Genomic DNA, 18,433 nt, shown 5'->3' with positions numbered 1-18,433 from the left:
AAACTGGCCATTAATTATCAGTCCATTTTTGCTGATGATGAGGGCATTCGCAATGATGTTGAGGAAAAAATATGCTTCGTCGCCTGCTGCAGTTATATATCGGTCTGGTGCTCTACGGCGTGTCCACGGCGCTCTTCGTGCATGCTAATCTCGGCGCCGATCCGTGGGACGTTTTTCATCTTGGGGTGGCTAAACAGCTGGGGATCAGTTTCGGGACCGTGATTATCCTGACCGGCGCCGCGGTGCTGCTGCTATGGATCCCGATTCGGCAGATGCCGGGGCTCGGCACGGTGAGTAATGTTATCGTGCTGGGGCTGGCGGCGGACGCCACGCTGGCCGTCCTGCCTCCGCTGGAGTCGCTGGTGGCGCGCAGTGCGCTGCTGGTGGTGGCGATTGTGATGAACGCTATCGCCACCGGGATGTACATTGGCGCGGGCTTTGGCCCGGGTCCGCGCGATGGCCTGATGACCGGCCTGCACGCTCGCACCGGCTGGTCATTGCGCGGTATCCGTACGGCGATCGAGCTCTCCGTGCTGCTGATTGGCTGTCTGCTGGGGGGCAAGTTTGGCGTCGGAACCGTCATTTACGCGCTGTCGATTGGGCCGCTGATCCAGCTGTGCCTGCCGTGGTTCAGCCAGCCCGTCCGCCGCCGGGCGGTCAGCACTCCCCGGGAGAGCGTCTCCTGAAGGGAACCCGCGCCCTCGTCGTCAAGAAGAGGGCGCATTGTGGTTTACAGGCCGCTCAGGCCATGAAGCATCATGTAGATCCCCACCACAATAATCAGTAAGCCTGAGATCCAGGGCGCTTTGCGCGAGATGTCGTTAAGCCACGGCCAGCGGCGGGTGGCATGTTTCATGCTCAGGGCGGCGATAGCCCCGGAAGCCACCAGCGTCAGCGCCAGACCGACGCTAAAGCCCAGTACCAGCGTGGCGCCCAGCGAGAATTTCTTCAGCTGTAAACAGATAAGCAGCACGGTAATGGACGCCGGGCAGGGGATCAGCCCGCCGGTCAGGCCAAACATCACAATCTGCCCGGTCGTCACCTGGCGGCCATCGAAGCGCCGGTTAATCTCCTGAGCATGGGCCCGCTGATGCGCGTCCTGCCACTCCTCCGCCACCAGCGGCGCGCCAGGGGAGTGAGAATGATGGTGGTCATGATGTTCATGATGATGATGGTCATGGTCATGGTCGTGCCCGTGCTGAGGATGATGGTGGTGGGCGTGGGGCCGCGATTCGCGCCAGGTGCGCCAGAGCATCCAGCAGGCAATCAACACAATGACAATCCCCGAGATCAGCTGAAACCAGGGCTCAGAAGTCTGGGCGTTCCAGCCGCGGCCAAACCACAGGCCGGCCATGGCGATCAGCCAGACCACCGCGGTATGCGAGACCGTCGCCGCCAGCCCCAACAGAACCGCCTGCTTTAAGGTTCCCCGTACCGCCACGATAAAGGCGGCCATCATCGTTTTTGAGTGGCCGGGTTCAAGGCCGTGCAGCGCGCCGAGCAGTATCGCGCTGGGAATAAACAGCCAGGCATTGCCCTGCTGCAGAAGGGAAGTGAAATCGCTCATATCGGGATCCTTGCCAAAAGTGGCTCTATGCTACTCCCCCCCAGTAGTAAAATACTACCCCCCAGTAGAAAAAGAGGCTGATAAAAGGGATCATGCTATGCTGGCAAGCGTTGCCGGCGTCGAAGGTCGGGCAATGACGGCAGAATTAAACGGTGGATCGCGCAATGTCACACACAGTGAGAGACAAAAAGAAGTTACTGACCCGGCTGAAGAAAATTCAGGGGCAGAGTACCGCATTAGAGAAAATGCTTAATCGCGAGCATGAGTGCGCTGAGGTGCTACAGCAGCTGGCGGCGATCCGCGGCGCGGTCAATGGCATGATGCTGCAGGTTATCCAGGGGCATCTGACCGACCATGTGGTGAAAGAGCCAGATGAGACGCAGCGTGAAGCGGATCTGGAGACGGTGATGCAGGTGATTAAATCCTATCTGAAGTAGCCTCCGGCAGAGGGCGGCGAAGAGGCTGCGCCCGCTGACCTTCTGCGCAGGCTGCCTGCCGCTTAATGCGCATGGAGATTATCTTCCGCCCACTGAATAAATGACTCTTTTGGCAGCGCTTTGCTGTACAGCCATCCCTGGGCGTACTGAACGCCATGCTGTCGCAGCCAGTCGCGCTGGCTTTCGGTTTCCACACCTTCGGCGACGGTGGTCAGATTGAGCGCCTTGGCCATTTCAATAATGTGCGGCGTCAGCGGCCGGTACTCGAGGGTATCGACAAAGGATTTATCGATTTTCAGCGTGTCGACGTCCAGCTTCTGCAGATAGCTCAGACTGGAGTAGCCGGTACCGAAATCGTCAATCGAGATCCGATGGCCAGCCTGACGGTAGTGAGCGATCACCGGCATGGTGGTCTCCGGGTCGACAAACCCGCGCTCGGTGATCTCAAGGATGATCTGTTCGGCGGCGATCCCCCAGTGCTGCAGCTCATCGTGTAACAGCGTGGGCAGGGTGGGAGAGCGTAAGTCATCCACCGACAGGTTGATGGAGATATGCACTTCCGGCCGCTGCCTCAGCCAGGGGCCCAGATCGGCGAAAATTTTCCTGACGATATCTTCCGTCAGCTGGGTGATCAGTCCGGTCTGCTCGGCCAGGGGAATAAAGATATCCGGCGATAAATAGGTACCGTCGGGTTGCTGCCAGCGCGCCAGCGCTTCGGCTCCGGCGATTTTCCCGTCCTGCAATGAAATAATCGGCTGATAGTGAACCTGAATCGCCTGGGAATGGAGGGCGTCCAGCATACTGTTACGCGGTGAACGCAGGTGTCTCAGCAGGCGCAGCAGCAGCCAGGTGGCAAGCAGGCTGGTGAAGATGCCGGCCGGGAGCCAGAAGATCAACTGCTGTCGTATGTGCTGCTGCAGCGGCAGGGTGGATGACCAGGTCACAATGCCGGATCCCAGCTCGGGAATGCGCTGGATCCGGTAGACCGTATTATCCAGGGTAAGCATATTCAGGTGCGGGTCTTTAATCCGTTGCCAGGCCTTCGCCGGCAGCGGCTGGCTGCTGATCACCATTTTCAGATGGTCCAAACCAAACAGCATGCTATGGATCTTCTCCTCGCTGACGGGCGCCACATCAATGAAGGAGATGGGATCGATCATTACCATATGCTGCTGGCTGGCCATGGCCGTCATCTGGTGATTGAGGCCAAGATCGTTAATCGAGGTCAGCCAGGTGCGATAGCCGTCGGAGGCAATGTGGTCCGGTGGCGGGAAGGTCACCGCGACGCTGTGGTCTTCCAGGGAGGAGCATTGCGGCACGGAATCCTGCAGCCAGAGCACTTCCTGAACGTAGCGGTGGGTATAGGCGATCCGGCGGAGCATGAGCAGATGTTCAGGGCTACAGGACGAGGCTGTATGTGCATCGGCCTCCCGCAGCGCTTCCCGGGCCTGATCGGCGACCTGCAGCGTGCGGACGACGATGCGGTTGGAATAATCATCCAGTTCACGATAGAACTGCATTTTGGCCTGCCGCGCCGCCTGCCAGATGCTGAGCGAGATGGGCAGGATGATGGCCAGTATCAGCACCCCTGTAAACAGCGCCATCAGATGCCGGGTCCTCATGCCTGTGTCCTTATCGTTCGCCGGGTGTCATCAGTATATGCGAAAGATAAACCGGGCGCAGTGGGAGAAATCGCGCTGTGCGGGGAAAAAAACCGGCATCACAATAGCCTGCGATGCCGGGAGAGAAGGATGATTCCGATGCAGCAGAATAAAAATGAGGGTGTGAATGCCGGGCAGGATGTATTCCGGCATTCAGTCGCAGCATACGCTGCGCAGATGACAGCAATATGTTGGCTTAGTGCGCGTCTGGCGCCGTGATATCGGCGCTGATGCGCAGATCGTTCTCATCAAACACCATGCAGAAGCGGTCATCGAAGGCCAGATTAATCTTCTGCCACGGGCGGAAATGGACGTCGCCGGGCAGCAGAACCTTGACGTTATCGTGACCATAGCACTGGCCGAACAGGTAGGTATTGTTGCCCAGACGTTCCACCACTTCACATTGAAACTCCACCACGGTACCGGTGGAGACTTCAGGCGTGAGGTGCTCTGGCCGGATCCCCAGCGTTACCGCGGCGCCGGGGTTAAGCGGTTGGGTGGCAACGTTCAGGGTGAGCTGATGGTCCTGGGCGAGGGTGACCGTTAAACGCTCTGGCTGCCAGTCGCTGACGGTGGCGGGTAAAAAGTTCATCTTTGGCGAGCCGATAAAACCGGCGACGAATTTGTTGACCGGATTGTAGTAAAGCGCCATCGGCGAACCCATTTGTTCAACCTTTCCGTAGTTCATGACCACGATTTTATCAGCGAGAGTCATCGCCTCCACCTGATCGTGAGTGACATACACCATGGTGGTCTTCAGCTCCTGGTGCAGGCGGGCAATATGCAGGCGCATATCGACGCGCAGTTCCGCGTCGAGGTTAGAAAGCGGCTCATCGAACATAAACACCCGGGGATTACGCACGATAGCGCGGCCAATGGCCACGCGCTGCCGCTGGCCGCCGGAGAGCTGCTTCGGTTTACGGTCCAGCAGGTGAGAGAGCTGCAGCGTTTTGGCCACCATTTCCACCTGGCGACGGATCTCCGCTTTCGGCACTTTATTCACCTTCAGCCCGTAGCCCATATTCTCCGCCACCGTCATGTGCGGGTAGAGCGCATAGGACTGAAAAACCATCGCTACGCCGCGGCGGGCGGGGACCACATCGTTCATCACCTCATCGCCGATCAGCACTTCCCCGTCGCTAACCTCTTCCAGCCCGGCAATCATACGTAACAGCGTCGATTTTCCACAGCCGGAAGGGCCGACGAAGACCGCAAACTCGCCATCTTCAATATCGAGATTGACCTGGTGCAGCGTCACCGTGCTGCCGAACCTTTTGGTGACATTCCTCAGTCGTATATTGGACATCCACATTCCCCGAAGTGAGTAGCCGTTGTTTGCCGTTGGCGTGTCGCTGAGTTGAGTGAAATTGTATTACGTGTAACAAAGCAGCGTGACGATATTCAACAGCGCTAAAATCATGTCCTGACTATAACTTCCGCGGATTTTGCGCCATACAGCGGCGTTTCATTTCTGCAAGGATGATCACACAACTGGCAGCTTATGGTAGTTTTATCCCTAATCAAAGCGTAGCGTATAACAAAAGCGAATCAGCGTCTGTTTTCTATGTAACAACGCAGTTTGAAATGATTTTTTTTCTAACTGTCAGATGTAATTCAAATAAAAACCATTAAATTGTTATACCTTCACATGAGGTTGATAATGAAAAAGAACACGCTTGCTGCACTGATCCTTACCACCCTCGCGGCGGGGCAACTTACCAGCCTGCAGGCGCATGCCGCCGGGCAGCTCAACGTTTGGGAAGACATTAAAAAATCCACTGGCATCAAAACCGCGGTCAGCGATTTTGAGAAGCAGTACAACGTGAAGGTCAATCTGCAGGAGATGCCTTATGCCCAGCAGCTGGAAAAGCTGCGCCTCGACGGCCCGGCGGGCATTGGGCCGGACGTGCTGGTGATCCCGAATGACCAGCTCGGCGGCGCCGTCGTTCAGGGGCTTCTCTCGCCGCTCAACGTCGAGCAGGCGAAACAGGATGCCTTTACGCCAGCCTCTATCAATGCCTTCCGCATGGACAACGCGCTGTACGGCATCCCGAAAGCGGTGGAAACCCTGGTGCTTATCTACAACAAGGACCTGATCGACAAGCCGCTGGACAGCCTGCAGGCCTGGCTGGACTATTCGAAGACCCAGCGCGAGCAGAACAAATACGGCCTGCTGGCGAAGTTTGATCAGATCTACTACAGCTGGGGAGCCATTGGCCCGATGGGCGGCTATATCTTCGCGAAGAACGACGGCGGCGGTTTCAACCCGCAGCAGGTGGGGCTCAATACTCCCGGCGCTGTGGAAGCCGTGACCTTCCTGAAAAAATTCTATGCCGAGAAGGCTTTCCCTGCAGGGATCCTCGGCGATAACGGGCTGAACGCCATTGATTCGCTGTTTACCGAGAAAAAAGCGGCGGCGGTGATCAACGGCCCCTGGGCCTTCCAGCCGTATGAAGCCGCCGGTATCAACTATGGCGTGGTGCCGCTGCCGACCCTGCCGGACGGCAAGCCGATGAGCTCCTTCCTCGGCGTTAAGGGCTACGTGGTATCGACCTGGAGTAAAGACAAGGCGCTGGCGCAACAGTTTATCGAGTTCATCAACCAGCCGCAGTATGTAAAAGCCCGCTATGTCGCCACCGGCGAAATCCCGCCGCTGAAGGCGATGATTGACGACCCGGTGATTAAAAATGACGAAAAGGCCAGCGCCGTCGCCGTACAGTCGGCGCGGGCGATGGCCATGCCGGGCATTCCGGAGATGGGGGAAGTGTGGGGGCCAGCTAATGCCGCGCTTGAACTGAGCCTCACCGGCAAGCAGGCGCCGCAGGCCGCGCTCGATAACGCGGTGAAACAGATCAAGATGCACATCGAAGCGATGCAGGCCAGCAATCAGTAATTTACCGTCACGTGAAGTCACCGAGCGGGAGGGGGACCTCCCGTTTGTAGAAGGAGTCGAGTGTGAGCATCCATTCCAGCGAAAATTATAGCGACGCGCGCGGGCCCGGGCGCCATGCGTGGTGCGGCCTGCTGCTGGCAATCGTGCCGGGTTTCGGTCAGTTTTATCATCGCCAGTGGCTGAAGGGGCTGGTCTTCCTGGTGTTGTTGAGCAGCTTTCTGGGTATTTTTTATGACTTCCTGCGCGAGGGGCTGTGGGGGCTCTATACCCTGGGTGAAGAGGTGCCCCGGGATAACTCTATCTTCCTGTTAGCGGAGGGGATTATCAGCGTGCTGATCGTCGCTTTTGGCGTGCTGATCTATTTTCTCTCGCTGCGGGACGCGTGGCTGAACGGCAAAAAACGCGATGAGGGGGTCGCGCTGAACAGCGTGCGTAAGCAGTACCAGATGCTGCTGAGCGATGGCTTCCCGTACCTGATGATCACGCCAGGCTTTATTCTGCTGGTCTTTGTGGTGATCTTTCCCATTCTGTTTGGTTTCGCCATCGCCTTCACCAACTATAACCTGTACCACACGCCGCCGGCGAAGCTGGTGGACTGGGTGGGCCTGAAAAACTTCGTCAATATTTTCACCCTCTCCATCTGGCGCTCCACCTTCCTGGATGTGCTGCAGTGGACCGTGGTGTGGACGCTGCTGGCGACCACCCTGCAGTGTACTGTGGGCGTGCTGTTGGCGATTCTGGTGAACCAAAAAGATCTGCGCTTTAAGCCGCTGATCCGCACTATCTTTATTTTGCCGTGGGCGGTGCCGGGGTTTGTCACCATCCTCGTCTTTGCCGGGATGTTCAATGACTCCTTCGGGGTGATTAACAATGCGATCCTGTCATTCTTCGGCATCAGTCCAAAGGCATGGCTGACCGACCCGTTCTGGACCAAAACCGCGCTGATCATGATGCAGACCTGGCTTGGCTTCCCGTTTGTCTTTGCCATGACCACCGGCGTGCTGCAGGCGATCCCGGACGATCTGTATGAAGCGGCGACGATGGACGGCGCCAGCGCCTTTACCCGCCTGCGCACCATCACCCTGCCGCTGGTGCTGTACGCGATCGCGCCGATCATCATCACCCAGTACACCTTCAACTTTAATAATTTCAACATCATTTATCTGTTTAACAACGGCGGCCCTGCGGTGGCGGGATCTAACGCCGGCGGGACGGATATTCTGGTGTCGTGGATCTATAAGCTGACGATGTCCTCGTCGCAGTACGCCATCGCGGCGACCATCACTATCCTGCTGTCGATCTTCGTCGTCGGCCTGGCGCTGTGGCAGTTCCGCGCCACCAAATCCTTCAAAAATGACGACATGGCGTAAGGGAAGCAACATGGCTCAATCACCCAGTATTAAACGCGAAAAGTGGATCCGACTCTCTCTCACCTGGCTGGTGGTTATCCTGGTCTCGGTGGTGATTATCTATCCGCTGGTCTGGACCGTCGGGGCGTCGCTGAACGCCGGCAATAGCCTGCTGAGTACCTCGATCATTCCGGAAAATCTGTCGTTCCAGCACTATGCCGATCTGTTCAATGGCAATGTGAATTACCTTACCTGGTACTGGAACTCGATGAAAATCAGCTTCCTGACCATGGTGCTGACCCTGATTAGCGTCAGCTTTACCGCCTACGCCTTCTCCCGCTTCCGCTTTAAAGGGCGGCAGAACGGGCTGATGCTGTTCCTGCTGCTGCAGATGATCCCGCAGTTTTCCGCGCTGATTGCCATCTTTGTGCTGTCGCAACTGCTTGGCCTGATTAACAGCCATCTGGCGCTGGTGCTGATCTACGTCGGGGGAATGATCCCGATGAACACCTGGCTGATGAAGGGGTATCTCGACGCGATCCCCAAAGATCTGGATGAGTCCGCCCGCATGGACGGCGCCAGCAGCTTTCGCATCTTTATCGAGATCATCATGCCGTTGTCGAGGCCGATCCTCGCGGTGGTGGCGCTGTTCTCCTTCACCGGCCCGCTGGGGGATTTCATCCTCTCCAGCACCATCCTGCGTACCCCGGATAAATACACCCTGCCTATCGGTCTGTATAACCTGGTGGCGCAAAAAATGGGGGCCAGCTACACCACCTACGCGGCGGGGGCGGTGCTGATTGCCGTGCCGGTCGCGATCCTCTATCTGGCGTTACAAAAATACTTCGTCTCCGGCCTGACCTCGGGCAGTACTAAAGGATAAGCACATGAAAAGATTTACACCCGCATGGCTTGCGGTTTGTCTGGCATGCAGTTTTTCCCCCCCTTCGCTGGCGGCGGACGCGCTTGAAACCCGCGCCTTTCAGGGCATGCCGGCGGACTTTATTAAAGGCGCGGATATCTCCACGCTGCTGGATGCTGAAAAGCACGGGGCGACCTTCTACGACCAGAATAACCAGCGTAAGGATCCGATCGCCATTCTGAAAGAGAACGGCGTCAACTATGTTCGCCTCCGCCTGTGGGTGGATCCGCAATCGGCAAGCGGCGAGGGCTATGGCGGCGGGAATAACGATCTGGCCACGACCCTGGCGCTGGCGAAACGCGCGAAAGCCCAGGGAATGAAGCTGCTGCTCGACTTTCATTACAGCGATTTCTGGACCGATCCCGGCAAGCAGTTCAAACCGAAGGCCTGGGAAAAGATGGATTACCCGCAGCTGAAAACGGCGATTCATGACTATACCCGGGATACCATCGCCCGCTTTAAGCAGGCGGGCGTCCTGCCGGATATGGTGCAGATCGGCAATGAGATCAATGGCGGTATGCTGTGGCCGGAAGGGAAAAGCTGGGGGCAGGGGGGCGGAGAGTTCGACCGGCTGGCTGGTCTGCTGAACGCGGCCATTGATGGCCTGAAGGCGAACCTGCACAACGGCGAGCAGGTGAAAATCATGCTGCATCTGGCTGAAGGGACCAAAAACGATACCTTCCGCTGGTGGTTTGACGAAATAGAGAAACGCCATATGCCGTATGACGTGATCGGTTTGTCGATGTACACCTACTGGAACGGGCCGATCAGCGCCCTGAAGGCCAATATGGATGACATCAGCAAACGCTATAACAAAGACGTTATTGTCGTCGAGGCGGCCTATGCCTATACCCTGGCCAATTGCGATAACGCGGAAAATAGTTTCCAGGCCAAAGAGGAAAAGGATGGGGGATATCCCGCCAGCGTGCAGGGACAATATCGCTATATCCACGATCTGATGCAGGCGGTCATCGATGTTCCCGACCAGCGCGGCAAAGGGATTTTTTACTGGGAGCCCACGTGGATTGCCGTTCCGGGAAATACCTGGGCCACCCCGGCGGGGATGAAATATATCCATGACGAATGGAAAGAGGGCAATGCGCGTGAAAATCAGGCGCTATTTGATTGCCAGGGAAAAGTATTGCCGTCGGTAAAAGTATTTAATTAATTTTTTGTCGTTCTTTTCAGGAAGTTTATTATGAATAAATTTGCACCTTTACATCCAAAGGTTAATACGCTGCTGCATGGCGCAGATTATAACCCGGAACAATGGGAGAATGACCCCGATATTATTGATAAAGACATTGCCATGATGCAGCAGGCAAAATGCAATGTGATGTCGGTGGGAATATTTAGCTGGGCGAAACTTGAGCCGCGCGAAGGGGTATTTGATTTCGCCTGGCTGGATACTATCCTCGATAAACTGTATGCCGCCGGCATTCATGTTTTTCTGGCCACGCCGAGCGGCGCGCGTCCGGCGTGGATGTCACAGCGCTATCCGCAGGTTCTGCGGGTGGGGCGCGATCGGGTGCCAGCCCTGCACGGCGGCCGTCACAACCACTGTATGTCATCGCCGGTTTATCGTGAGAAGACCCTTAAAATCAATACTCTGTTGGCGGAGCGCTATTCTGCGCATCCGGCGGTGCTGGGCTGGCATATTTCCAATGAATATGGCGGCGAATGTCATTGCGAGCGCTGCCAGACTCGCTTTCGCGACTGGCTGAAGGCGCGATACCAGACCCTGGAGAATCTCAACCAGGCCTGGTGGAGCACTTTCTGGAGCCATACCTACAGCGACTGGTCGCAGATTGAATCGCCTGCGCCGCAGGGCGAGGTGTCGATCCACGGCCTGAATCTGGACTGGCATCGCTTTAATACCGCCCAGGTGACAGATTTCTGCCGCCATGAAATCGCCCCGCTGAAGGCGGCGAATGCCTCCCTGCCGGTGACCACCAACTTTATGGAGTATTTTTATGATTACGACTACTGGCAGCTGGCGGAGGTGCTGGACTTTATCTCCTGGGACAGCTATCCGATGTGGCACCGCGACAAAGACGAAACCGCGCTGGCCTGCTATACCGCGATGTATCACGACATGATGCGCAGCCTGAAGGGCGGCCAGCCGTTTGTGCTGATGGAGTCCACGCCGGGCGCCACCAACTGGCAGCCGACCAGCAAACTGAAGAAACCGGGGATGCATATTCTCTCTTCGCTGCAGGCGGTGGCGCATGGCGCCGACTCGGTGCAGTATTTCCAGTGGCGCAAGAGCCGTGGTTCGGTTGAGAAATTCCACGGCGCGGTGGTCGACCACGTTGGGCATATTGATACCCGCATTGGCCGTGAAGTCAGCCAGCTCGGCGAGATCCTCAGCAAGCTGCCGGCGGTGAGGGGGTGTCGCACCGAGGCGAAAGTGGCGATTATTTTCGACCAGCAGAACCGCTGGGCGCTTGATGACGCCCAGGGGCCGCGCAATCTGGGTATGGAGTATGAGAAGACGGTCAATGAGCACTACCGTCCGTTCTGGGAGCAGGGCATCGCCGTCGATGTGATTGACGCCGACGCTGATTTAACGCCGTATCGGCTGGTGATCGCCCCGATGTTATACATGGTGCGCGACGGCTTTGCCGGGCGGGCGGAGGCGTTCGTCGCCAGCGGCGGCCATCTGGTGACCACCTACTGGACCGGCATCGTCAACGAGTCCGATCTCTGCTATCTCGGCGGCTTCCCGGGCCCGCTGCGCAATCTTCTGGGCATCTGGGCGGAAGAGATCGACTGTCTGAATGACGGCGAGTTTAATCTGGTGCAGGGCCTGGCCGGGAATCAGTGCGGTCTTCAGGGCCCCTATCAGGTGCGCCATCTCTGTGAACTGATCCATACCGAAAGCGCGCAGACGCTGGCCACCTACCGGGATGATTTTTATGCCGGAAGGCCAGCGGTGACGGTGAACGGCTTCGGGAAAGGTAAAGCCTGGCATGTGGCCTCCCGCAACGATTTGGCCTTCCAGCGCGACTTTTTTGCCGCCCTGAGCAAGGAGCTGGCGCTGCCGCGGGCGATCGCGGCGGATTTACCGCCCGGAGTGGTGGCCACCGCGCGCACCGACGGTGAGAGTACGTTTGTCTTCCTGCAGAACTACAGCGCGCAAAGCCATACCCTGAGCCTGCCGCCAGGGTATCGGGATTGCCTGACCGACGCGGCGGTGGCGGACCCGCTGACCCTGTCAGCATGGGATTGCCGTATTCTCCGTCGCCACGCGTAATCCTTTTTCTCCACGCCTGCTCTGCCGAGCAGGCTTTTTTTTATCTATTACCCTGGAGTTTATGATGGTGAGTTTAAAATCTTTCCTGCACTATTTCTCGCCTGCGCGTCCGGCACAGCCGTTAAGCGAAGCGGAAAAACAGCAAATCGAGGCGCTGATTCAGGCCTTCGGCGGTGAAGCGAATATTACCCAAGTGGACGCCTGTATTACCCGTCTGCGGGTAACGGTTCGTCATCTGGCGGCCGTGGACTCTGACGCATTACAGCAGCAGGGCGCGCTGGGCGTCATTATTCTTGGTCAGCAGGTTCATGCTATTTTCGGTAAGCAGTCCGATGCGCTACGTCAATTGCTGGATGACCATTTTGCCGCGCGGAAATAAATAAAACGGGATAACCTGAAAACAGGTTATCCCGAAAATAAGACAAAGACAGCAGTGGCAATAATGATTACCGGAGGGTAATTAATGACCTTAGCGTTGGAGATATCAATAACGTATTTTTCTTACCAGAGCGATATTACCACCAGGCCTCAACCTGCACGCCGAAATTCCAGGTATTATTCGCCGTCTGGTCTTCAAATGGTTTACCATCTTCGGAATCATTCAGATACGACGCGAAAATACGTAATTCCGGACGTGACATAAAGTCCGGCCCGTCCGCCAGACCCAGCGCAATGGTATATTTCTCACCGGCCTGTTTGTAACTGGTGCCATTGTTGTAGCTGTCTTTCTGATAGAAACCGCCGACTTCGCCAATCAGGCGCACGTAGTCGGTGAACTGATACTGCCCGCGGGCGACCAGCGACAGCATCCGCGTTTTGTCGGTGTAGTCGGTAATATCATCCGCCGAGCCCCAGGTCAGAACGTGGTTGATGGAGAACTTCTCGGTAATGGGGATCAGACCGGTGTTAATCACGCGATAGCCGGTGGCGTCATTCACGTAGTTCCACATATCGTACCAGCCGCCGCCCTGGGAGACCATATTCTGCGCCAGCCCTTTGTTGGCATACTGCAGCACGGTTTTGTTATAGCCGCCCAGCATATCCTGACTGATTTCACCGGTTAGCATCACGCCATTTTCGGCATCGTACAGCCCGCCGTAGCTGTCCTGTTTTTTGGTGGTGTTCGGCATGGCGTAGTCGATGCCGAATTCGGTCCACGACCCGGACCACGGCTTCCATCCCGCATAGCGTAAATCGATATAGTTGATATTGACGTTGCTGTCGCCATCGACGCGATAGTCAACGTCGTTGGCATCGCCGCGGATCCACGCCAGCGAGACGGCGCCCGGGCCAAGGGTGTAGTTTTCCACCCCGGCCCCGGAGCCGGAAATGTTCCAGTATTTGGTATCGATGATGTGCAGATCGTGACGCTGATAGTAACGTTTGCCGCCCCAGATCACCGCATTCGGATCGCCCGGGATCAGCCCTTTGATCTGCAGATTCAGCTGACGTAAGCCGAACTGCGCGTCATCGTTCAACGTGGTTTCATTATCGTTAGAGCCATCGGAGACCATGCTGACCATGCTGTCGAGATAGAAACTGACATCATCTTTTTTGTAGACCTCGGAGCCCAATTCCAGTTCGCCATAGGTATCCGATTCGTTCCCCAACCGGCCCAGCTTGTTCTTTTGCCATTCCGCTTCGCTACCGTCGCCGGAGACCCCAACCCCGGCGCGCAAATAGCCATGAAAATCAACGGTCGGGATCGCAGCGGTAGCCGCAAAGGCGGAAGGGGTAATTAGCGCAGCGGCTAATGCTGTGGAAAGGGCGCGCAGTGTCGTATTCATCTCTATCCTCTTATTGTTTTGTATTACGTTCACATAACTGATGTCATAAAATGCCTAAATGTAACTTCAGGCAAACGAGATATGATTATTGTGTGACTAAGTGCAAATAATAACGCTGGTTTTTGTTGTGATGAGTGAGGTGATTCACAATTAACCTGGTTGTGAACGTAATACTTTTTGTGGTCTAATTTTGCGGTGAGAAGTGGCGGTGAGCGTTTTTTCAAATGGCCCCTGTTACAATCATGGGATAACAACATAAGGAACCGGACCATGAAGTCTAAAAGCGCTACTCTGGAAGACGTCGCACGTCATGCGGGTGTCTCTTACCAGACCGTGTCCAGGGTACTCAACAAATCTGCCAATGTATCCGAAGCGACGCGCCGCAAGGTGGAGAAATCGATAGAGGCTCTACGCTATGTGCCCAACCGGCTGGCGCAGCAGCTGGTGGGGAAGGAGAGCCAGACGGTGGGGCTGGTGACGATTTCGCTGGCCTGGCATGCCCCCTCCCAGGTGGCGGCGGCGGTAAAACGCTATGCCAACCTGGAAGGTTACCAGGTCCTGATTTCGATGATCGATGAGAGCGTCAACCAAAGCATCCAGGATTCCATCAATGAGCTGAAGTCTCAGCGGGTGGATAAGGTCATTATCAACGTGCCGCTGGAGACCGAACAGGCGCAGAAAATCGCCGCTGACAACGATGATATCGTCTGCCTGTTTCTCGATGTTGATCCCTACAGCTCCGTGTTTAACGTTTCGTTTAACCCGGCGGACGGCACCCGGGCCAGCGTCAAATATCTCTACGAGATGGGGCATCGGGAGATCGCGCTGCTGGCGGGGCCGGACAGCTCCGTATCGGCCAAACTGCGGCTGAAAAGCTGGCTGGAGACCCTGGATGGCTACGGCCTGAAGCCGGTGACCGTCCTGCACGGCAACTGGGATGCGCAAAGCGGCTACGCCGGCGCGCTGCAGATGCTGCGTGAAACGCCGAACTTCAGCGCTGTGCTGGTGGGCAATGACCAAATGGCGCTGGGGGTGCTCAGCGCCTTCCATCAGCATCAGGTGGCGGTGCCGGGAGAGAAATCGGTGATTGGCTATGACGATACCTATGAAAGCTCCTTTTTCTATCCGGCATTGAGTACGGTATCGCTGGACCTCGACCTGCAGGGTAAAGAGGCGGTGCGGCGGATCCTCGCCAGTACCAGCGGCGCGGCGCATACCTCATCCATCCTGCCGGCGCGCCTGGTGATTCGCCATTCCAGCGGCGCCAGAGTCGAGCAGGGGAAAGATCTGCAGGCTATCGCGGAGCAACTTCGCGCTATCGCCCACCGTCTGGCGCCCTGAAGCCAAAGGCGAGGAAACTCGCCTCTTTGTTATTACCCCTGCTATGACCATGGTTGATCTTTGTCGTGGAACGGCGTAACTTAATTGTTATGTTATAACATAATGACGAGGCCATCATGAAAGCTCATATCCATCCTCCCTATCGCACGGTGGTGTTTCACGACACCAGCGCCAATGAATATTTTAAAGTTGGCTCAACCATCCGCACCGAACGCGTAATTGAGCTCGACGGTGAGACGTATCCGTATGTGACGATCGATGTCTCATCGAAATCGCATCCTTACTACACCGGCAAACAAAAAACGTTCGCCAGCGAGGGTAGCGCGGCCCGTTTCCGCCAGCGCTTCGGCGGCTTTATTGATGCAAAAAGGAAGGCATGATGCAGGTCGTTAACTCATTACGCAGCGCCAAACAGCGCCACCCGGATTGCCAGCTGGTCAAACGCAAAGGGCGGCTGTACGTGATCTGTAAGAGCAACCCCCGCTTTAAAGCGGTGCAGGGGCGCAAAAAACGTCGTTAACGGAAGCTTTCCAGGGGACGGCGCTGCTGGCCGTCGGCGGTAAAATTGTCGGCGGCCAGCCATTGGCGCATGGCGCTATCCAGCTGCGGCCATTCGCCATCAATCACTGAAAACCAGTCCGTGTCCCGGTTGTGTCCTTTGCTCACCAGCGCCTGACGAAAACGTCCTTCGTACTGAAATCCCAGTCGCCTTGCCGCCCGGCCTGACGGCGTATTGAGGCTATTGCATTTCCATTCATAGCGACGGTAGCCGAGCGTCTCGAAAACATACTGCATCAACAGCCAGTGCGCTTCGGTGGCCATAGCCGTTCGGCTCAGCAACGGAGAGAAATGGACATGCCCCACCTCGACCACGCCGTGGTTGGCATCGATGCGCATTAACGCCAGCGACCCGACCGCCGTCCCGCGCTGCTGGTCAACGACGGCGAAATGGATAGGATCGGTCAGCGTCGAAACCTGCGCCACCCAGGCGCTAAATTCAGCCAGACTGCTTTCCGGTTCGCGCAGCAGCCACGTCCAGCTGCGGGCGTCGGGCGCCAGCTGGTGGGCAGCAAACAGATCGCTGGCGTGGGCGAGGGTGAGCGGTTCGAGCCGACAGCGGCTGCCCTGAAGTACCTGCCGCGTTGGCCAGGGGCGGGGTTGCCAGTCGGGCAGCTCGGCGCCGAGCGCCTGTCCAAACTGATTGTATTCACACATTGCGGTTTCCTTATTGGGGATGTACAGGCAGCGTACGCGCTGGCTGGTTCCATAAAAAGTGCCACCAGAGTATGTTTTTATGGATCCACGAGGAGGTGACATGAACATACCGGACGATGCGTTTTATGGGTTGGTGACGCAGGGGATGCGGCAGCGAACGGACGAAACCCTGCAGCGGGCCCTTTACCACACTTTGCGCCATGCCATCCTGCAGGGAACCCTGGCGGCCAGCTGCCGTTTGCCAGGATCGCGCGTGATTGCCGGTCGACTGCATCTGTCGCGCAATACGGTGAATGCCGCACTGGAGCAGCTGACGCTGGAAGGATACCTGACGCGAAGCCGTCAGGGGACGCAGGTTGTGCCGCTCGCCGCCAGCCGCCGGCAGGAGGTAAACGCGCCACCCGTTGTGCTGTCTGAGCGGCTGCAGGGGCTGCCAGCCGCTATGCGCCGTGACTCGCCGGCGCTGCCGTTTACGCCTGGCATGCCGGCGGTGAACTATTTCCCGCTGCCGCTGTGGCGGCGGTTAATGGATAAAGCATTGCGCGACGAGGGCAGCACGCTGCTGGGCTACGGTGAGGCCGCGGGCGATCCCCAACTGCGGGAGGCGATCGCTCGCCATCTGGCGCTCTCCCGGGGTATTCAGTGCGATATCCGGCAGATCGTCATCACCGAGGGGGCGCTGGAAGGGGTCAACTTATGCGCCTCGCTGTTGACCAACCCGGGCGACACCGTGTGGCAGGAAGAGCCGGGATACCTGGGCGCCAGGAGTGGTTTCCAGCGGGCGGGGCTGCAGGTCTGCGGGATGGCCGTCGATCATGAAGGGATGTGTATGGCCAACGGCGCGGCAGAGCCACCCCGGCTGATTTTCACCTCTCCCTCTCATCAGTATCCCCTTGGGAGCGTTATGAGCGCCGCGCGGCGTCTGGCGCTGGTGGAGTATGCCCATCGGCACGGCGCGTGGATTGTGGAGGATGACTACGACAGCGAGTTTCGCCACAGCGGAGAGCCGATCCCGGCGATGCTGGGAATGGTCCCGGATGCCCCGGTGGTCTATCTCGGCACCTTCAGCAAAACCCTTTTTCCGGCGCTACGTATCGGTTTTATGGTAATGCCGCCCGCGCTGGCGGATGCCGCTCAGGAGGCCATTGGCGCGCTGCTGCGCGGGGGGCACCGCGCTGAACAGCGGGCGCTGGCCAGCTTTATCGAGAAGGGGCACTATGCGCGTCATCTGGCGGCGATGCGTCGTCTGTATCGCAAACGTCAGCAGCTGCTGCGCGAGGCGCTGGCGCAAGAGATCACCGTGCCGTGCGAAGTCCTTGGTGGGGAAGGGGGGCTCCATCTGACGCTGGCCATCGAGGGGATCGACGATCGCGCGATAGCGCAGCAGGCGCGTCAGTTTCAGCTGGCGCCCGCTGCGCTAAGTCATTTCTATCTCGACCCGCGGCGGGGGCGGAGCGGGCTGGTGCTGGGGTATGGCAATACTTCTGCTTCCCGCTATCCGCTGGCGCTGCGGACGCTGAATCGTCTTATTGCGCAGTACCGGCTCGGGTCAGCGTAAAGACATCGTAAAAGGAGAGATCGCCTTTGGTGTCGACCATTTTTTTAAGCTGCGCCTTCTGCTCGCTATCGACGTCCGGCGACTGCAGAATACGGTCGATCAGCTGTCGGGGGACAAAGCGGGTGTTGTACCATTCGCCGTTGTAACACACGCGAAAGTCGAGGACATCGATATCTTCGTAACGATAGCGTGGATAGACGTCAAAGAAGAAAAAAGCGTTGAACAGGATGAACAGCACCACCAACAACCAGACCGAATCCACCAGCGTTTCAGAGCGCAGCATCACCACCAGCGTCGCCAGAAACGCGGCATACATGGCAACAAACAGGCCCGGATGGTTACGGATAAAACTGATGCTAAAACGCGGGCGATTATCGCGTTTTTCCTGCACGTTCAGTTCGTCAATGGTGTGAGTAAGCAGGCGTTGTATTTCTGTCATCTTGATCC

Annotated in this window: 18 protein-coding genes; 12 read left to right on the top strand and 6 right to left on the bottom strand. The window is 57.3% G+C overall.

Annotation, left to right across the window (positions count from 1 at the left end; translation table 11 throughout):
* Positions 1 to 71 precede the first annotated feature (71 nt).
* On the top strand, positions 72 to 686 hold the full coding sequence (locus ABLV04_RS25010) for a membrane protein (RefSeq protein ID WP_032453862.1): 615 nt from the start codon (positions 72 to 74) through the stop codon (positions 684 to 686).
* 44 nt (positions 687 to 730) lie between these two features.
* On the opposite strand, the gene ABLV04_RS25005 is transcribed toward ABLV04_RS25010, so the two are convergent.
* The gene (locus ABLV04_RS25005; RefSeq protein WP_180266060.1) at positions 731 to 1,567 is read right to left on the bottom strand and encodes a nickel/cobalt efflux protein RcnA; all 837 of its coding nucleotides are present in this window, start codon (positions 1,565 to 1,567) and stop codon (positions 731 to 733) included.
* 164 nt (positions 1,568 to 1,731) lie between these two features.
* On the opposite strand from ABLV04_RS25005, the gene ABLV04_RS25000 reads away from it, so the two are divergent.
* Positions 1,732 to 2,004 carry a metal-sensing transcriptional repressor gene (locus tag ABLV04_RS25000; RefSeq protein ID WP_004204767.1) on the top strand — a complete coding sequence of 91 codons (273 nt, stop codon included), beginning with the start codon at positions 1,732 to 1,734 and terminating at the stop codon, positions 2,002 to 2,004.
* Between the two features lie 62 nt (positions 2,005 to 2,066).
* Here the strand turns inward: ABLV04_RS25000 and ABLV04_RS24995 are convergent, their stop codons facing one another.
* Positions 2,067 to 3,626 carry an EAL domain-containing protein gene (locus tag ABLV04_RS24995; RefSeq protein ID WP_117128685.1) on the bottom strand — a complete coding sequence of 520 codons (1,560 nt, stop codon included), beginning with the start codon at positions 3,624 to 3,626 and terminating at the stop codon, positions 2,067 to 2,069.
* A 235-nt stretch (positions 3,627 to 3,861) separates the two neighbouring features.
* Complete coding sequence (gene ugpC / locus ABLV04_RS24990; protein WP_023288632.1) at positions 3,862 to 4,971, bottom strand: sn-glycerol-3-phosphate ABC transporter ATP-binding protein UgpC; 1,110 nt, start codon at positions 4,969 to 4,971, stop codon at positions 3,862 to 3,864.
* 354 nt (positions 4,972 to 5,325) lie between these two features.
* On the opposite strand from ugpC, the gene ABLV04_RS24985 reads away from it, so the two are divergent.
* The 6 genes from ABLV04_RS24985 to ABLV04_RS24960 all read left to right on the top strand — a co-directional run bounded on the left by ABLV04_RS24985 (position 5,326) and on the right by ABLV04_RS24960 (position 12,464).
* Complete coding sequence (locus ABLV04_RS24985) at positions 5,326 to 6,558, top strand: maltodextrin ABC transporter substrate-binding protein (RefSeq protein ID WP_180266061.1); 1,233 nt, start codon at positions 5,326 to 5,328, stop codon at positions 6,556 to 6,558.
* Between the two features lie 62 nt (positions 6,559 to 6,620).
* A complete protein-coding gene (locus tag ABLV04_RS24980) occupies positions 6,621 to 7,928 on the top strand; it encodes a sugar ABC transporter permease (RefSeq protein ID WP_048296875.1) in 1,308 nt (435 codons plus the stop codon).
* A gap of 10 nt (positions 7,929 to 7,938) precedes the next feature.
* A complete protein-coding gene (locus ABLV04_RS24975) occupies positions 7,939 to 8,790 on the top strand; it encodes a sugar ABC transporter permease (RefSeq protein WP_004204761.1) in 852 nt (283 codons plus the stop codon).
* 4 nt (positions 8,791 to 8,794) lie between these two features.
* On the top strand, positions 8,795 to 9,997 hold the full coding sequence (locus ABLV04_RS24970; RefSeq protein ID WP_180266062.1) for an arabinogalactan endo-beta-1,4-galactanase: 1,203 nt from the start codon (positions 8,795 to 8,797) through the stop codon (positions 9,995 to 9,997).
* A gap of 30 nt (positions 9,998 to 10,027) precedes the next feature.
* A complete protein-coding gene (locus ABLV04_RS24965) occupies positions 10,028 to 12,085 on the top strand; it encodes a beta-galactosidase (RefSeq protein ID WP_110211636.1) in 2,058 nt (685 codons plus the stop codon).
* Between the two features lie 64 nt (positions 12,086 to 12,149).
* Entirely contained in the window at positions 12,150 to 12,464 is a 315-nt protein-coding gene (locus ABLV04_RS24960) for a glucose PTS transporter subunit EIIB (RefSeq protein ID WP_023288637.1), read from the top strand.
* Positions 12,465 to 12,600: 136 nt separating this feature from the next.
* Here ABLV04_RS24960 and ABLV04_RS24955 read toward each other — a convergent pair whose 3' ends face one another.
* Entirely contained in the window at positions 12,601 to 13,872 is a 1,272-nt protein-coding gene (locus ABLV04_RS24955) for a maltoporin (protein ID WP_023288638.1), read from the bottom strand.
* Between the two features lie 270 nt (positions 13,873 to 14,142).
* Here ABLV04_RS24955 and ABLV04_RS24950 point away from each other — a divergent pair, with 270 nt between their 5' ends.
* The 3 genes from ABLV04_RS24950 (at position 14,143) to ykgO (ending at position 15,733) form a co-directional block, all read left to right on the top strand.
* Positions 14,143 to 15,213, top strand: coding sequence for a LacI family DNA-binding transcriptional regulator (locus tag ABLV04_RS24950; RefSeq protein ID WP_023288639.1), 1,071 nt, complete (start codon positions 14,143 to 14,145; stop codon positions 15,211 to 15,213).
* Positions 15,214 to 15,329: 116 nt separating this feature from the next.
* The gene (locus ABLV04_RS24945) at positions 15,330 to 15,593 is read left to right on the top strand and encodes a type B 50S ribosomal protein L31 (RefSeq protein WP_004204754.1); all 264 of its coding nucleotides are present in this window, start codon (positions 15,330 to 15,332) and stop codon (positions 15,591 to 15,593) included.
* Positions 15,593 to 15,733, top strand: coding sequence for a type B 50S ribosomal protein L36 (gene ykgO / locus ABLV04_RS24940; protein ID WP_002892018.1), 141 nt, complete (start codon positions 15,593 to 15,595; stop codon positions 15,731 to 15,733). The genes ABLV04_RS24945 and ykgO overlap by 1 nt, the downstream gene beginning before the upstream one ends.
* Here the strand turns inward: ykgO and ABLV04_RS24935 are convergent.
* Complete coding sequence (locus tag ABLV04_RS24935; RefSeq protein ID WP_180266063.1) at positions 15,730 to 16,428, bottom strand: GNAT family protein; 699 nt, start codon at positions 16,426 to 16,428, stop codon at positions 15,730 to 15,732. The genes ykgO and ABLV04_RS24935 overlap by 4 nt on opposite strands.
* 100 nt (positions 16,429 to 16,528) lie before the next feature.
* On the opposite strand from ABLV04_RS24935, the gene ABLV04_RS24930 reads away from it, so the two are divergent.
* Positions 16,529 to 17,986, top strand: a complete 1,458-nt coding sequence (locus ABLV04_RS24930; protein WP_147733616.1) for a PLP-dependent aminotransferase family protein — start codon at positions 16,529 to 16,531, stop codon at positions 17,984 to 17,986.
* Here ABLV04_RS24930 and ABLV04_RS24925 read toward each other — a convergent pair.
* Positions 17,955 to 18,425, bottom strand: a complete 471-nt coding sequence (locus tag ABLV04_RS24925) for a YlaC family protein (RefSeq protein WP_023288642.1) — start codon at positions 18,423 to 18,425, stop codon at positions 17,955 to 17,957. The two genes, ABLV04_RS24930 and ABLV04_RS24925, sit on opposite strands and share 32 nt — an antisense overlap.
* Positions 18,426 to 18,433 lie beyond the last annotated feature (8 nt).

This window comes from Klebsiella sp. JN_Kp127 (genome assembly GCF_040062505.1).
GTDB classification, from domain to species: Bacteria; Pseudomonadota; Gammaproteobacteria; order Enterobacterales; family Enterobacteriaceae; genus Klebsiella; species Klebsiella quasipneumoniae.
The sequence above is the reverse complement of the archived record's forward strand: the minus strand, read 5'-3'. Positions and strand labels throughout refer to the sequence as shown.